Origin of the sequence: Lentzea sp. NPDC005914 (assembly GCF_040629405.1) — a bacterium.
GTDB lineage: Bacteria > Actinomycetota > Actinomycetes > Mycobacteriales > Pseudonocardiaceae > Lentzea.
In genome coordinates this window covers 52,156-66,005 of sequence record NZ_JBEXVQ010000034.1, presented here as the reverse complement: position 1 = coordinate 66,005, position 13,850 = coordinate 52,156, and the positions used below count along the sequence as shown (strand labels likewise).

Here is a 13,850-nt window from a genome sequence, read left to right as displayed (position 1 = left end):
CCGTTCGTCGCTGCGGTGGCTCGCTCGGGCAGGCTAGGCCGGATCTGCGGCAATGGTCCGGAGAGCGGTCGCACCCGCCTGGGCGTAAACACGGGGAACGTCTTCGGTAACGCGACTCCTGGAACACCGCGCGGCGACGCGGTCCGGGGCCGCCACCGCGAACTCGTTGCGCAGCGTGCCGTCCAGCACGAGCGAGTGCAACGCCCGTGACAGGCACTCCGGCTCTCCTAGCGGTACGAGCAGGCCGGTCACACCGTTCCTGACGACGTCGGCCAGCGCGCCGACCTCGGTGGCGGCGACCGGCACACCGCACGCCATCGCCTCTGTCGCGACCGCACCGGACGGCTCGTAGCGCGGTGCGCAGACGACCGCGTCGGCCGATCGCAACAGTGCGGGCATTGCCGAGTGCGCGACCGCCCTGGCGAACACGACCCTGTCTCCGACGCCGAGACGGTCGGTGTGGTTCCGTAGCATCACGACCTCGGGAGATCTTCCGCCGGTCCACTCGTGCCTTGATCAATTCGGCCATCTCGTCCGAGCTGCCCGCTGACTCTTGCTGCCGGTTTGCCACTCCGCCTACGGGGAAGCCGGGTGGATGAACCACGAACTGCCGCTGGCCGACGAACTGGCGGCCGTGTCCGCGCGGATGTCGGGTTTGCTGCTGTCGCGGGAGACGGTCCACACGGCGTTGAGCCTCGTGACATCGCTGGCAGGGGAGGTGCTCCCCGGTACCGCCGGAGCGGGCGTGACCCTGCTGGACGAGCACGGCCGCAGGGTGACGGCGGCGGCCACCGATCCGGTCGTGGAACACCTGGACGGGCTTCAATACGAATTGGGGGAGGGCCCGTGTCTGAGTGCGTGGGAACAGCGTCGCGTGATCCGCATCGACGACATCGCCGGAGAGGATCGCTGGCCGCGCTGGATCTCAGCGGTCAAAGGATCGGTGATGGGGGCGGCGTTGAGTGCGCCGTTGGTCGCCGGAGGTGACGCGTTCGGTGCGATCAAGGTGTACGGCCGCGATCGGGGTACCTTCGGGGACCGGGACGAGTACCTGCTCACAATGTTCGCCGCGCAGGCGGCGATCCTGGTGGCCAACGTGAGCTCGTTCGACGAAGCGCGGAAACTCAGTGACGCGCTTGTCGACCAGTTGCGTGGCCGAGATGTGATCAGCATGGCCAAAGGCATCGTCATGGCGCGTGAGCAGGTCGAGGAGGGAATCGCCTTCGGCATGCTCGCGCGCGCCTCCCACGAGGAGAACAAGAAGCTACGAGACCTGGCCGGCGCCCTGGTTCGCTCCACCGTCCGGCGTGACCGCTGATCATCATGTCCTCAGAACAGGATCCCCCACAGCAGGACGAGCAGCGCCGTGCGTTGTCACTCGCCTTCATCCGATCCGAACTGACGCTGCAGCAGTTGTGGACGCGGTACTTCGCCCTCGGCGGAGACACGGGCCTGATCGAGGTTGAGGCCTACCTGCACGGGCTGATGCCGTTGCCCGCGTTGCAGCGGGACATGCTGGCGCACGCGGTCAACGAGCGTCTCGACGAACTCACCTGGCCGCATCGGGTGCCCTACACGTTCCGCCCACAGGGGAACAGCCCACGCACCGGCCCGCTGGCCGGAATCGTGGAGCTGCTCGACGGCATGCACGCCGCGCCGCCGGAACGCCTCCCCGTCGTCGCGGCGCGCGCCGGTCAGGCGTTGGGACTGCACATCGCCATCTACCTCGTCGACTACGAACAGCGCGTGCTGCACCCGTTGCATGATCACGAAAGTCCTGATCTCACACCGTTCGGAGTGGACTCGACCCTCGCCGGACGGGCATTCCGCACGGTCGAGACCGTTCCCGCCACCAACGGCGGACGCCCGCGACTGTGGGTGCCTCTGCTCGACGGGGTGGAACGCCTCGGCGTCCTCGATGTGACACCGCCGGAAGGCGCGGACCTGCACGATCCCGATCTGCACATGCGGTGCCGATGGCTGTCCGCTCTGATCGGTCATCTGGTCACCATCACCACGCACTACGGCGACGGGTTGGACGCCGTGCGTCTCCAACGGCCGCGGTCTCCGGCAGCTGACCTGATCTGGCAGTTGTTGCCACCGCTCACAGCTGCCACGGACAGCCTCGCCGTGGCGGGCGTGCTGGAGCCGTGCTACGAGGTCGGTGGTGACGCCTTCGACTACTCGTTGTCGGCCGACACGGCGTTGCTGGCGATCTTCGACGCCGTCGGGCACACCATGCGCAGCGGGTTCGTGACCGCCGCCGCGCTGGCCGCCTACCGCAGCACCCGCCGGCTGGGACACGGTCTGTTCGAACAGGCTCGGGCGATGGACGAGACCATCGGCAGCCAGTTCCCCCACGGCGCGTTCGCGACCGGTGTCCTGGCAGAACTGGACCTGACCAGCGGGCGGCTGCGGTACGTCAACGCCGGGCACCCACCACCGCTGCTGATGCGGTCCGGCAAGGTCGTCAAACGTCTCACCGGCGGGCACCGGCTACCTTTCGGACTGGGAACCGGCGAACTCACCATCGCCGAGGAGACGCTGCAGTCCGACGACTGGCTCGTCATGCACACCGACGGCGTCACCGAAGCCCGTGACCACAATGGAGAGTTCTTCGGTGAGACGAGGCTGACGGACTTCCTCGAGCGTGAAGCCGCTGCGGCGCACCCGCCACCGGAGACAGTGCGCCGACTGGTCAAGGCCGTGCTGGCGCACCAGAAGGACGTCCTGCAGGACGACGCATCCGTCCTGCTCGCTCGATGGATCAAGCCCGACGAGCTGAGGTTGTGAGCGGTAACCGCGGCTATCTGCCGCCCTGGCTCTGCCCCGCAACACAACCGACCCGCCAGTGGCCTCGGCCTGTTCACCCATGCGTTGTTCCACGCGATCCACCAGGTGGCCGTGAACGTGAGGCTGAAGTCGCTCGCCCCGAATCCCGACATCAGCGTCAGCCGATGTACTGTTCGCTCTCGAGATCAGCCGCGACACGAGCGATTCGCGCGTACAGGGCTACGGCTTCCTTTGCCAGCCTGTCTCGCGAGTATCGCGCCATGACGCGGTCACGCCCGGCGATGCCGAACTCTTCCCGCAGGGTGTCGTCAGCGAGCAGCTGCCGCAGCGCCCGCGCCAGCACGCGCGGCTCACGCGGCGGGACGTGCAGACCAGTGATGTTGTGCACCACGATGTCGTCCAGCGCGTCCACTGCGCTGGCCACTACCGGAACACCGCACGCCATCGCCTGCAGTGCCGTCAACCCGAACGGCTCGAACCAGGGCACGCACGCCACAACGTCCGCTGAACGCAGTAACGCGGGCATTTGAGCGAGCGGCACCGCACCTGCGAACACCACGCGGTCCAAAACCCCGAGTTCACGCGCCGATTCCCGTAGTTGAGCAGCGAAGGTGTTGGCTCGGGCGTTCTCGCCGACGATCACCAGCTCAGCGTTCTCCAATGTGGACAGCGCACTGATGACGTCCATGAAACCGTTGTGTTCGAGGAACTTGCCGACCGCAACGATGCGCCTTGCCGTGCCGCGGCTGGCCGCGGGGCCGTCAGGCTGGAAAAGCTTTACGTCCACACTGGACGGCATCGCAGAAATGCTGGTCCGCCGCACGCCCAGTCGCTGCAACTTCGAAGCCCGCGATGAACTGGAGGCCACGATCCACGAGGCTCTGCGCGCGACGAGAACATCGGCATCGGCATGCTGCTCGGTGACTTGTGTGCCCGTCTCGTAGTACGAGTGCACGACCGGCACCTGGACGCGACTCGCTCCGAACACGGCCGCCAAACCCGAAGTCCAGTTGTGCGCATGCACGACGGCCGGCGCACACAGCCTCCACCGTTCCACCAAGAACTCAGCGAACTCGCCGAGATGAGGCACGACCTCGTCCTCGGAAAGCCTCTCGACGGGCCCGGCCGGCACGTGGACCACGACGTACCCGTCGCAGGTGTCAACCCGTTCAGCGACCGCCGGGTCGACTCTCCGGGTGTACACGACCACCTCGTGCCCGAGGCCGTGCAGTGCCGCCGCGAGCTGGGCGACGTGCGCGCCCTGTCCGAGGTCTTCCGTGAGTGGGCTCACCTGCTCGGAGATCATGGCGATCCGCATCCGTCCACACCCCGGGCGGCGAATGGCGCGGATTGCATCCGGCAGCGTCACATGCTGCGGAAAGATGTCGGAGAGTCCAGCGATCTGAAGGGGTCTCACGACACGTTGCTGTGGCGCGACCAGGTGCAGTGGTATGCCACGGCTCGTTGTCCGCTCGTAGGCGTCGAGGAGCGCGTTGATACCCGACGAACAGAAGAAGGACACCGCGCCCAGGTCGACAACAACTGCGGCGGGATACTTGTCCACCTGATTGGTCAGTTCCGCGATCAGCGCTGGAGCAGTACTCATGTCCACGTCGCCCGCGACGGCGACCACAGCGATTCTTCCATCCCGCGTCGTGTGCACCGACCAGTCATCGGGCACGCCAGAAGTTGAGCGGTCCATCTCGGGTACTCCCTCGCAACGAGGACGTTCACCGAGCTGCTGCTCAACCCGACAAGCGAATTCACCAACCTGCTGACCGTAGGCCCCGATCACGCTGTCCACAACTCAGGGGAGCGCGGCTCGGTCAGCCTTGCCGCGAAGCTGAGCAGGTTGTTCGCTGTCTAACGAAGGTGGCGGTTCTCCACGAGCCAGGTCGCGGCCCGGTGCAGTTTGACGTTGGTTGTCTGGGAGGCCTCGACCAGCATCCGGAAGGCTGAGGCGGCGTCGACGCCATGCCGTTCCATCAGGATGCCCTTGGCTGTGGAGATGACGTCGCGGTTCTGGATGGCGATGCCGAGTTGCACTTCCCGCTGCACGCCGATCAACGCGATCGCGGCGTGGGTGGCGAACAACTCACCGTCGCCTTCGGTGCGCTGGTCGAAGGCATCGACGCGGCTGGAGTACAGGTTGAGCGCACCGAGGGTCCTGTCCGTCACGAACAGCCGGTAGGACAGCAGTGAGTGGATGTTGTTCTCAGCTGCTGCCGGGCCGAAGACGGGCCACTGAGGCGCCTCGCCGACGTTGCCGACACGGTAGGTGTGGTGCTCGGCGATGGTGTCGATGCACGGCCCTTCGCGGAAGACGTATTGCAGCCGGTCAATGGTCTCGACGATGCTGCTGGTCGGAGCAACGGTGCTGATCTTGCCGTGCTCGACCAGCGAGATGCCGGCGTGTTCGGCACCGGCGACGTAGTCGACGGCAGCCTTGACGATCGCCCGCAACGTGGTTTCCACATCGGGTTCCGCTTGCAGAGTTCGCGCGAGGCCGCTGAGCGTCTCCGCGAGTCCTCTGAGGTCACCGTCATCAGTCGCGTTCACGATGCCTCCACCATCAAGTCCGGCGCACCTGTAGTTCTACCCGGCAAGATTTCTAGATCAAACGTCGCGTCGTCCGCGCAGCTCATCGCTCGAAGGCACCGTTGCGTCAGGTGTCGTCCGGGGTGCGGCGCGCGCCTCTGGCAGGCGGCAGCTGTGGACCTCGTACCAGGTGACCGGGAGTGGCGACGGTCGGCTCGTCCCAGCCACGAGGCGCCGGGTTCGAGGCGTTCTCGCGCGAGCAGCTCACGCGGACGCAGGCGTGAACTACATCAGGGGAGCAGACATTGAGGTCTTGCTCTCGGGTGCAGGCCGAGTGTGACCGCCGCGGTGGGCTCACCGAGCACTTCCTGCGCGGCGAGATCATGACCGCACACCACCCGGATGCGCACCTCACGCCCGCGCCGGTTCACCGCGACCAGCTTGACCTCTTCCAGTGCACCAGCGAGTACAAGATCACTCACTTGGAGGGGTCGTTCATGTTGTGAACTAATTCCACGTGCGGCGCTGTATTAGGCTCAAATTCTGCAACCGGTGAGGTCTACGGTATGACTGGTTGATCTTCGCGCGTTCCTGGCTACGGCGTGATGCCTGCCGACTGTCCGGCCCATGAGGAGCTTGCTGCGGAGAACGTGCAGCGGAAAAGCTCCTCAGTTGATCACTAGATTCTTCCGGCTTCCGGGCGGTCTCCTGCCGACCCGATCAGCTGAAGTGCCTGGTCGACGGTCGGGTCGCTGGTCGGACATCGGCGCCCCACCCGTGGGAAGCCTCAACCGGTTGCTTTCTTGCAGGTGCTCACCGCGAGTGAAATGTCGATCTTGTGAGACCTGCGGCTCTCCTGGTGTCTCACGGCGATGCACCATGATCAGTCTCATTGGTCGTGACATTTCCTCAGGTGCCGTTGACAGCTTCTAGAGCGGCAGCGCTCGAGGAGACATCTGCTTTGGCGAGCGGGATCACGCTCGCCGCGCTGGCGGCGCTCGGGGTGTTGTGCCTACGACGTAAAGGCGTGACCGTCCCGAATTCGTGCCACGTCCCCCTAGCGCCGCGCGCAGGAACAGTTTCGCTCGATCCGCCGCTCGCGGCCGCGATTGAAGATATGACCTGTTGATCAAGCATCGGCTACCGGTGCGACGTGAAGTGATCCTGCAACTCAGCGTGCCGGAACTGGTTGCACCGCGCCGACAGTTCGCAGCAAGCCGAGACGCCGTGCGTCCTCGAGCAACGCCATCAGCCGCAGTGGCAGCTCGCCACGTGCTGCCAGCACAGTCACCGTGTGCAGCTCCGGGTAGTCCCGGCGGAGCAGGTCGGCGATCCAGTTCCGCAGAAGCTGCTCGGAGCTCGGGTCCTAGCCGGTGAGGCACCTTCGCCGTGTTCATCGGGGCCCGGTTTAGCCGCGCCTCGACTGCTGGTGAGCAGCAACAAACTTACCGAAGTGTCGACAGTTGAGGAAAATGCCACCTCGGACTGTCGGCGCGCGGTCGCGTCAAATGACCTAGGCCGATCGAGTCATCGGACAGGTGCCGTGCCGCTGTCCCCAGGCGTTCACTGACTTGGGGGAGGTGGCCGGATCCGACACGACCTCCCCCCGACGGGTTGGGGGAGGTCGTGGTGGCGCGCACCGGTGGTCCGGGCGCCGTTCGTGTGCTTGTCGCCGAGCGCGACACGAAGGTTCGCGCGGCGTTGCACGCGTTGTTGTGCGCCGCGAGGGGGATCGAGGTCGTCGACGGCAGACCGCGCCACCGAGGCCCTGGCCGACCGGCTTGCCCGCCCTCACCGTCACCGGCCGTCTGAGCACACCGGACCCGTTGCTGGCGGCCGAGCAGTTCGTCGCCCTTCTGGCCTGGCCCATCGACAAGCAGGCCCGCCTAGGCACCCGCCGCGTCCCACCGCCGAGCTACGCGCTGTGACGTCCGCCGCCGTCCACACCTTCCTGCAGGCCTTCGCTCCGAAGACGAGGCATGACAACAGTGATCATCGCCACGACCGGCACCACAAACCTCGGATTCTGCTCGACGGCGGTAAGACGGTGTTCGTTTCGGTGGGATGCACCGGCGACGCGAGTGCGGCTGGCTGACGTGTTTTTCTGCTTGCCGGACAGGGGTATCCGGCGACTCCCCGGCAGCGCGTGCCGGTGCCATGAGCGGGACGGTGAAACGTGGAGAAGGCGTCAGCGAACGGCGTGTGGTGCCCAACGGTCGGTGTGGAGGAGGAATTCCTCCTGGTGGATGCGGTGACCGGGGTCCCGGTGAACCGGGCGGACGAAGTTGTCGCCGTTGCGCGGGAGCAGTTCGGCCTCGAGGTGGACCACGAACTCACCGGGGCGCAGGTGGAGATCAACACGTCGGTGTGCAGTGATGTGGCGCAAGTCCGTCGTGAGCTCGTCGAGACGCGTCGTGCGGTCGCGCAGGCCGCACGATCGGCTGGATGCAGGGCCATTGCGGTGGGGGCACCTCCGCTGGGCGATGCCACCGGGGAGATAACGGACAGCTTGCGGTATCGCCGAATCGCCCGCGAGTTCGGTGCGCTGGCCGAGCAGCAGCTGATCTGCGGATGCCACGTCCACGTCGCTGTGCCTGATCGCGAGATCGCGGTGCAGGTGTGCAACCACGTGCGGCCGTGGTTGCCCGTACTGAGCGCGGTGACCGCGAACTCGCCCCTCTCCGGCGGAGAGGACACGGGTTTCGCGAGTTGGCGCTCGACGGTGTGGTCGCGTTGGCCGGTGTCCGGTCCGCCGCCGTTCTTCACCTCGTGGCAGCACTACGAGGAAGTCTGCGACACCATGATCGCCGCCAGGACAGCGCTGGACCGGGCGATGGTCTACTGGGACGTGCGACCCGCCACCGAACTGCCGACCGTAGAGGTGCGGATCGCGGATGTCGCCGTGAGTGTGGACGACGCGGTCTTGTTCGCGGCGCTCGTGCGCGCACTCGTCGCGCAAGCAGTCGTCGACGTCGAACGCGGCGTACAGGCGGAGCCGATTCCACAGGAGACATTGCGGCAGGCTTGCTGGGGCGCGGCGAACGAGGGCTTGCGCGGCAGTACTTTGGACGTGTCGTCCGGAGAGCTGCGACCGATCCGACAGCAATTGGACGATCTTGTTCGGCGACTCACTCCCGTGTTCGAGGTCAACGGTGATCTGCCTGCGGTGCAACGGGGTCTGCGCTTGCTGGACGATGACGGAGGTGGTGCGGACCGCCAGCGCCACGCTTTCCGTGGGGGAGAGGTAGAACCGTTGCTGAGCCTGCTCGACGTCGACAGTGCGGACCGGATCGAGCCCCGCGATACCGCCGCTTGCTGAAGCGAGAGCGTCGGTCCCCGGCGGTTTTGCCTCGGTCATGCCGGGTATGTACGTTTTCGTGACCGACCTGACTGTCGACTCGCACGACCTCGTCGTCGAGGGCTACACCGCTGAGTTCCCAGACGCCGACGAACCGGTGTTGTGCGATGCGAATGGTCGTGAGGTGCTCACCTGGCAGGAGAACTATCCGTTCACCGAACGGATGTCCCGTCCTGACTATGAACGGCTCAAGCGGCTGCTGCAGATCGAGCTGCTGAAGCTCCAGTACTGGGTGCGGGAGACAGGGCAACGTGTCGTCATCCTCTTCGAGGGCCGAGACGCCGCCGGCAAGGGTGGCACGATCAAACGGTTCACCGAACACCTCGATCCCCGCGGCGCGCGGACCGTCGCCCTCGGCAAACCGAGCGAGCGCGAACGGGGCGAGTGGTACTTCCAGCGCTACGTCCGCGAGCTGCCGACCGCGGGAGAGATCGTGCTGTTCGACCGGTCCTGGTACAACCGCGCCGTGGTCGAGCACGTCATGGGGTACTGCACGACGGCAGAGTACGAGCTGTTCATGCGGCAGGCGCCGGTGTTCGAGCAGATGCTCGTCGACGACGGCATGCTGCTGGTGAAATTCTGGTTCTCCGTGTCGCGCAAAGAACAGCGAACCCGGTTCGTCATCCGGCAGATCGACCCGGTGCGCCAGTGGAAGCTCAGCCCCAACGACATCAAGTCCCTGGACCGCTGGGACGACTACACCGAGGCGAAGGTCGCCATGCTCCGCGCCACGGACACCGAGATCGCACCGTGGACGGTGGTCAAGAGCAACGACAAGAAGCGGGCTCGCATCGAGGCCATGCGGAGCGTCCTGGCTCGCTTCGACTACGCCGACAGGGACCTCGAGGTGGTCGGTACCCCGGACGTCCGCGTCGTCGGTGCCGCAGCCACTCTCCTCGAAGAGGGTGAGGACGACGCCGCACTCAGCCCTACCCCCATCGCCCCCGGTACGGAGCCGGGGCCCGGTCTGCATCCCTGAAGGTGCACGCGGCGCGTTCCCAGTTCTACCGCTCCAACTGCGCGATCCAGAGCTCGGTTCGAGGAACGCGGCGGCGTGGCGGGTGAGGTGACCAGACCGAGCGCGTGCGCCTCGGATGGGAGTACGCCGGCGAGCAGAGCCAGCCCGTAGCGGCGCAACGCGAAGTCCGAGTCGACGGCGATGAGCGGCCTCACCCGATCTCCAACCCGAGCTTCGTCGGCACGTGCCGCACCGTGTTGCGATGCCGGTGGCTCGTGATCAGCCCGGCGTCGCGCAACACCCCGGCGTGCTCGCTTGCGCGGCCGGGCGAGATACCCAGTGCGTTCGCGATCTGGCTGGTCGTGCTGGACGGGTTGCGCGTGATCGTCTTCAGCACGGCGGTGCGGGTGCGCCCGAGCAGCGGTGTGAGCGCGGGTGAGCGTTCGGTCTGTTCGAGCAGCGGCATCGGCACGTGCGCCGGGTAGACGACCGTGCGCGGGTGGCCGGGCATGTCGGAGCCGATGATCGTGGAGCCGGTGCGGAACGAGGTCGGCAGCAGCACCATGCCGTCGCCGTGCAGGTCGATGTCGAGCGAGGCGGTGTGCGGGATCTCCAGCGTGTCACCTCTCCACGACGCGGAGCGGAAAACGCTTGCCACTGCCGCGCCAAGACCGTCGGCGAACAGGATTTCCTTGCGGTGCGCCATGTCCGTGTGCAGCGTGGCGCGGATGCGTTCGTACTCGCCGCCGAACAGATGTGCGGCACTGCGCAGCGCGCGCTCCAGCACAGCTTGCGCCGAGCGATCACCCTCGGCGAGTTTGCGGGTCCACGGCGATCCGGGGCTGCCGATGGCGTCCAGTGACTCGCGCACGTATCGCGCGGGCGACGACAACACGGTGTCGACGGCCGCGTCGAAGTCGTGGTCGAGCGCCCAGAGGTACTCCAGCGCGCCCGCACGAGAGACGAGTTCGAGCAACGGCGCCGCCTCGCGCGGGAACCGTTGCCGCGTCCGGCTGACCCACGGCGCGAGCACGCCGCGGTCGTTGCGGCACAGGGCGGCGGCCGCCAGCGACACCTCGACCATCGGCGCCGGCTCGGCGACGAACCGCGTCCGCAACAGGTCCTGCGCCGTGAACCGGATCCTCAGCACACGCGCGAGTGGAGCACGTTCCACCCGCCATTGTCATGGGATTTACCGACTTTCCGCCGTGCCGGAAAGTCCGTGCCGGCCGCACGGGGCGGCAACAGACTTCGTGGTGTCCGTTCAGAACCACAGGGGAGAACCTCAATTGCGCAAGATCGCCATCGTGCTGGCCGTTCTGTCCGCGTTCGTGACCGCGTTCATGGGCTCGGCGTCGGCGGGCACGATCTTCTACAACATCAGAGTCGCGCACACGAACAAGTGTCTCGACGTCGACAACACCGGCGGCGGCATCGGCAACGGCCGCAAAGTCCAGCAGTGGACGTGCCTCGGCAAGGACCAGGTCAACCAGATCTTCGTGCTCGACCCGGTCGCGGGCACGGACAAGGTGAAGATCCGGTCCGTCTACAGCAACCGCTGCCTGGACGTGTTCGACCTCAACCCGAACAACGGCGCCGACGTCGTCCAGTGGGACTGCATCGCGGGCGCGAAGAACCAGGAGTGGACGTTCCTGTTCGACGGCGCAGGCCACTACCAGATCAGGTCGTCGCTCAACCAGAAGTGCCTGGACGTGGACACGGTCGGGGGCGGGACGGCGAACGGCACGCGGGTGCAGATGTGGACGTGCCTCGGCAACACGCAGCTGAACCAGCGCTGGAACCTGGTCTCGATCTGAGCCGCAGAGCCGCCGGGAACCCCGGCGGCTCTGCACTGCATCCGCAGCTAGGCCATGCATGAACAGGAACAGCTCGTTGGAGCAGCGGGTCGCGAGGTCGGCTGCGGTGGCCGGCGAGCCCCGCCTTGTCGATGTCGCGGTGGTGGACTTCGGCGGTCCAGCCAGCGGAAAGGTGCTCGCAAGAACGGTTGGTCAGTGACCACGGTGCTGCGGTCGCACACAGAACAACATCACCGGAACGGTGAACGGGACGGCTGTGCAGGCACGAGACATGTCCGCACCCGTGACGTTCACGAATGAGCGGCCCCGCCCCGAGTCATCTGTATCGGACTGACGTCGCCTGGCGGCTCGGGTTGAGCTCCTATGTTGATGCCACAGGGATCCTGTCGCTCAGCCCGCAGAAGGGAGCCGAGTACCACAGCCGGGTCGGCATGGCCTCGGGCAAGTCGGTGGTGATCTGCCGCAGCCAGGCCTCGGTAGCCGGTTCCACTGGCTTGCCCGCGTCGGCGTGCAGCAGGCAGCGGGCTCGGGAGCGGTCGCCGAGCTGACCGTGGATCCAGACCTCACCGAGAAGCATTGCCGTAAATGGACCTTGTCGGCGGTGGTAGTTGACCACTTGTGGTGTCTCCTTCCGGGGTAGTTGGTCGGGGCCTTGTGCTCGTTTTGCGGTGGCGGCGGGGTGCTGCTGGGCGTCTGGTTGATCAAGCTCTCGGAGCAGTGGGGCCCGCCCTCGACAGCGCGACGGATGTTCGTGATGCAGTGTGGCGGCAAGTTTGGTGATCATCTGGCGTGAACTGCGGGCTGCGTTCAGTGCGCGCGAGGCCGCCTGGAGGTCTTCAATCGATGAGCACGACGACCTGCCACCCGACGGGTCGACGCGGAGTGGTTGGAGCGAAGGTCAAGAGGTCGTTCGGCAGTGCCGAGGCTCACGACGATCCGTGTGCGATTCGCTAGCGACTGCCCGGCGCGGGGGTCGATCGCACCCACAACGCGTTTTGGTCGAACACCGAGGACATGAGGGCGTTGTCGGCGACCGCCGCGCGGATCATTGACTGAAGCACGAACAGGCCACCGATGCTCCGGACGGCTCCGGGCTCCTGGACCGGAGCCTGTCCAGAAGCGGCGCGTACGGCGTTGGCGGTGAACATCCAGGTGGTCACCAGCCGCGCAGCTTGCCGGGCGACCGCTTCGCCGGGTGCGTCCTCCGGGGCATGCTCGTGCAGGAGAGGGGCACCTTGGTCCGGTTGCCAGTTCCGGTTCGCTGCGGGGGGCGGAGCGATGGCTTGGCGGCGAGTTGCGGTGGCGAACGGCTCCGAGGACAGGTAGATAGTTCCCCGCCTGACCTCCATCGTGGTGTCCCAGAACCAGCGCTTTCGGATGAGCCAGGTCTCCGAGGCGGCAAGGCGGAGCCGGCCCCACTCGAGCTCCCGTTGCCAGCTGTCGTCGCCGGGGACCTGGGTCCAGGGTCCGATTCGGCTGAGGACCCACATGGTCAGGTAGCGCACGCGGTGGTAGTTGGCGTAACTGTAGTCCCGATCGGGAGCGGGAACGGCCGGATAGGTGAGCCCGTCGGGCGCCGGTACATCCTGGCCGGAGACCGGGACAACGGTGAAACCGCCGACCGACGCGGGTCCACCGAGGACACGCTGCTGGGCGGCGGCTTGAGCGGACTCGGAGCGATCCTGTGGCTGGCGTTGCAGCAGAACCGACGCCGCCCTGTTCCCAGTGAGACGCTGCAGCGCGACGATCGAGTCCGCAGTCCGGACGAGCCGGGGGAAACGCGGTGTGCCCGATTGTGCGGCCGGTCGGGATGGCGTCGTCTCGGGTTCACGGTCCGCATTCCACCTCATTCTCGCAGTGAACGGCACCGCTGGCTTCGTGGTCACCGTCATGGTGGACATGTCCGAGGGCAGTTTCCCTTGCCCGTGTGGGGTGCCAGAACTCTACGGCCGCCCCGCTGAGCTGCAGTGATCGGTCTGCGGCGAAGGATGTGGAGTTGCTGTTGCTGCGGCATGAGGTCGCGGTATTGCGGCGTACTCATGGCCGTGCGCGTCTGAACTGGGCTGATCGTGCTGTGCTGACCGCGCTGGTGCGGCGGTCACCTGTCTGGTTGCGGATGCACCGATTGGTGTCTCCAGACACGGTGTTGCGGTGGCATCGGCGCTTGGTCGCAAAGAAGTGGACTGGGCGACCGCAGGTCGACGAAACGATCGTGGCACTGATCGAGCGCATGGCGCGGGAGAACGCCGGCTGGGGGTTGTCGCCGTATCCAAGGTGAACTGCTCAAGCTCGGCCATCGGACGGCCGCGTCAACTGTCCGCCGCGTACTGAAGCGACTGCGGGTACCGCCCTCGCTGACCCGGGATACCGACACGTCGTGGCGGCG

At 66.5% G+C, this 13,850-nt stretch carries 12 protein-coding genes and 1 pseudogene; 6 read left to right on the top strand and 7 right to left on the bottom strand.

Features of this window, described 5'->3' with window-relative positions; genetic code table 11:
* Positions 1 to 33: 33 nt before the first annotated feature.
* A pseudogene (locus ABZ345_RS36375) lies at positions 34 to 483 on the bottom strand (glycosyltransferase); the annotation flags it as partial.
* 112 nt (positions 484 to 595) lie between these two features.
* Here ABZ345_RS36375 and ABZ345_RS36370 point away from each other — a divergent pair.
* Both ABZ345_RS36370 and ABZ345_RS36365 read left to right on the top strand, forming a co-directional pair.
* Complete coding sequence (locus ABZ345_RS36370) at positions 596 to 1,318, top strand: GAF and ANTAR domain-containing protein (RefSeq protein ID WP_359859041.1); 723 nt, start codon at positions 596 to 598, stop codon at positions 1,316 to 1,318.
* A gap of 5 nt (positions 1,319 to 1,323) precedes the next feature.
* On the top strand, positions 1,324 to 2,793 hold the full coding sequence (locus tag ABZ345_RS36365) for a PP2C family protein-serine/threonine phosphatase (protein WP_359859039.1): 1,470 nt from the start codon (positions 1,324 to 1,326) through the stop codon (positions 2,791 to 2,793).
* Positions 2,794 to 2,950: 157 nt separating this feature from the next.
* Here the strand turns inward: ABZ345_RS36365 and ABZ345_RS36360 are convergent, their stop codons facing one another.
* From ABZ345_RS36360 to ABZ345_RS36350, 3 genes are all read right to left on the bottom strand, one after another.
* Positions 2,951 to 4,495 carry an anti-sigma factor antagonist gene (locus ABZ345_RS36360; protein WP_359859148.1) on the bottom strand — a complete coding sequence of 515 codons (1,545 nt, stop codon included), beginning with the start codon at positions 4,493 to 4,495 and terminating at the stop codon, positions 2,951 to 2,953.
* 161 nt (positions 4,496 to 4,656) lie between these two features.
* Positions 4,657 to 5,268 (bottom strand): GAF and ANTAR domain-containing protein, encoded by a 612-nt coding sequence (locus ABZ345_RS36355; protein WP_359859146.1) that lies wholly within the window; start codon positions 5,266 to 5,268, stop codon positions 4,657 to 4,659.
* Between the two features lie 353 nt (positions 5,269 to 5,621).
* Positions 5,622 to 5,813, bottom strand: a complete 192-nt coding sequence (locus ABZ345_RS36350) for a hypothetical protein (protein WP_359859038.1) — start codon at positions 5,811 to 5,813, stop codon at positions 5,622 to 5,624.
* A 1,299-nt stretch (positions 5,814 to 7,112) separates the two neighbouring features.
* Between ABZ345_RS36350 and ABZ345_RS36345 the strand changes: the two genes are divergently transcribed.
* The 3 genes from ABZ345_RS36345 to ppk2 all read left to right on the top strand — a co-directional run bounded on the left by ABZ345_RS36345 (position 7,113) and on the right by ppk2 (position 9,668).
* Positions 7,113 to 7,259 carry a TetR/AcrR family transcriptional regulator C-terminal domain-containing protein gene (locus ABZ345_RS36345; RefSeq protein WP_359859036.1) on the top strand — a complete coding sequence of 49 codons (147 nt, stop codon included), beginning with the start codon at positions 7,113 to 7,115 and terminating at the stop codon, positions 7,257 to 7,259.
* A 248-nt stretch (positions 7,260 to 7,507) separates the two neighbouring features.
* Complete coding sequence (locus tag ABZ345_RS36340) at positions 7,508 to 8,650, top strand: glutamate--cysteine ligase (protein ID WP_359859034.1); 1,143 nt, start codon at positions 7,508 to 7,510, stop codon at positions 8,648 to 8,650.
* Positions 8,651 to 8,708: 58 nt separating this feature from the next.
* Positions 8,709 to 9,668, top strand: a complete 960-nt coding sequence (gene ppk2 / locus ABZ345_RS36335) for a polyphosphate kinase 2 (protein ID WP_359859032.1) — start codon at positions 8,709 to 8,711, stop codon at positions 9,666 to 9,668.
* Between the two features lie 190 nt (positions 9,669 to 9,858).
* Here the strand turns inward: ppk2 and ABZ345_RS36330 are convergent, their stop codons facing one another.
* Entirely contained in the window at positions 9,859 to 10,797 is a 939-nt protein-coding gene (locus ABZ345_RS36330; protein WP_359859030.1) for a winged helix-turn-helix transcriptional regulator, read from the bottom strand.
* 139 nt (positions 10,798 to 10,936) lie between these two features.
* Between ABZ345_RS36330 and ABZ345_RS36325 the strand changes: the two genes are divergently transcribed.
* On the top strand, positions 10,937 to 11,464 hold the full coding sequence (locus ABZ345_RS36325) for an RICIN domain-containing protein (RefSeq protein WP_359859028.1): 528 nt from the start codon (positions 10,937 to 10,939) through the stop codon (positions 11,462 to 11,464).
* A gap of 361 nt (positions 11,465 to 11,825) precedes the next feature.
* Here ABZ345_RS36325 and ABZ345_RS36320 read toward each other — a convergent pair whose 3' ends face one another.
* Positions 11,826 to 12,041, bottom strand: coding sequence for a hypothetical protein (locus tag ABZ345_RS36320; RefSeq protein ID WP_359859026.1), 216 nt, complete (start codon positions 12,039 to 12,041; stop codon positions 11,826 to 11,828).
* Positions 12,042 to 12,414: 373 nt separating this feature from the next.
* Positions 12,415 to 13,365 carry a hypothetical protein gene (locus tag ABZ345_RS36315; RefSeq protein WP_359859024.1) on the bottom strand — a complete coding sequence of 317 codons (951 nt, stop codon included), beginning with the start codon at positions 13,363 to 13,365 and terminating at the stop codon, positions 12,415 to 12,417.
* Positions 13,366 to 13,850 lie beyond the last annotated feature (485 nt).

Bases quoted from the DNA above. Each gene is read 5' to 3' on its own strand.
- ABZ345_RS36365 (WP_359859039.1), top strand. From the start codon at position 1,324: ATGTCCTCAGAACAGGATCCCCCACAGCAGGACGAGCAGCGCCGTGCG.
- ABZ345_RS36370 (WP_359859041.1), top strand. From the start codon at position 596: ATGAACCACGAACTGCCGCTGGCCGACGAACTGGCGGCCGTGTCCGCG.
- ABZ345_RS36320 (WP_359859026.1), bottom strand. From the start codon at position 12,041: ATGCTTCTCGGTGAGGTCTGGATCCACGGTCAGCTCGGCGACCGCTCC.
- ABZ345_RS36315 (WP_359859024.1), bottom strand. From the start codon at position 13,365: ATGTCCACCATGACGGTGACCACGAAGCCAGCGGTGCCGTTCACTGCG.
- ABZ345_RS36360 (WP_359859148.1), bottom strand. From the start codon at position 4,495: ATGGACCGCTCAACTTCTGGCGTGCCCGATGACTGGTCGGTGCACACG.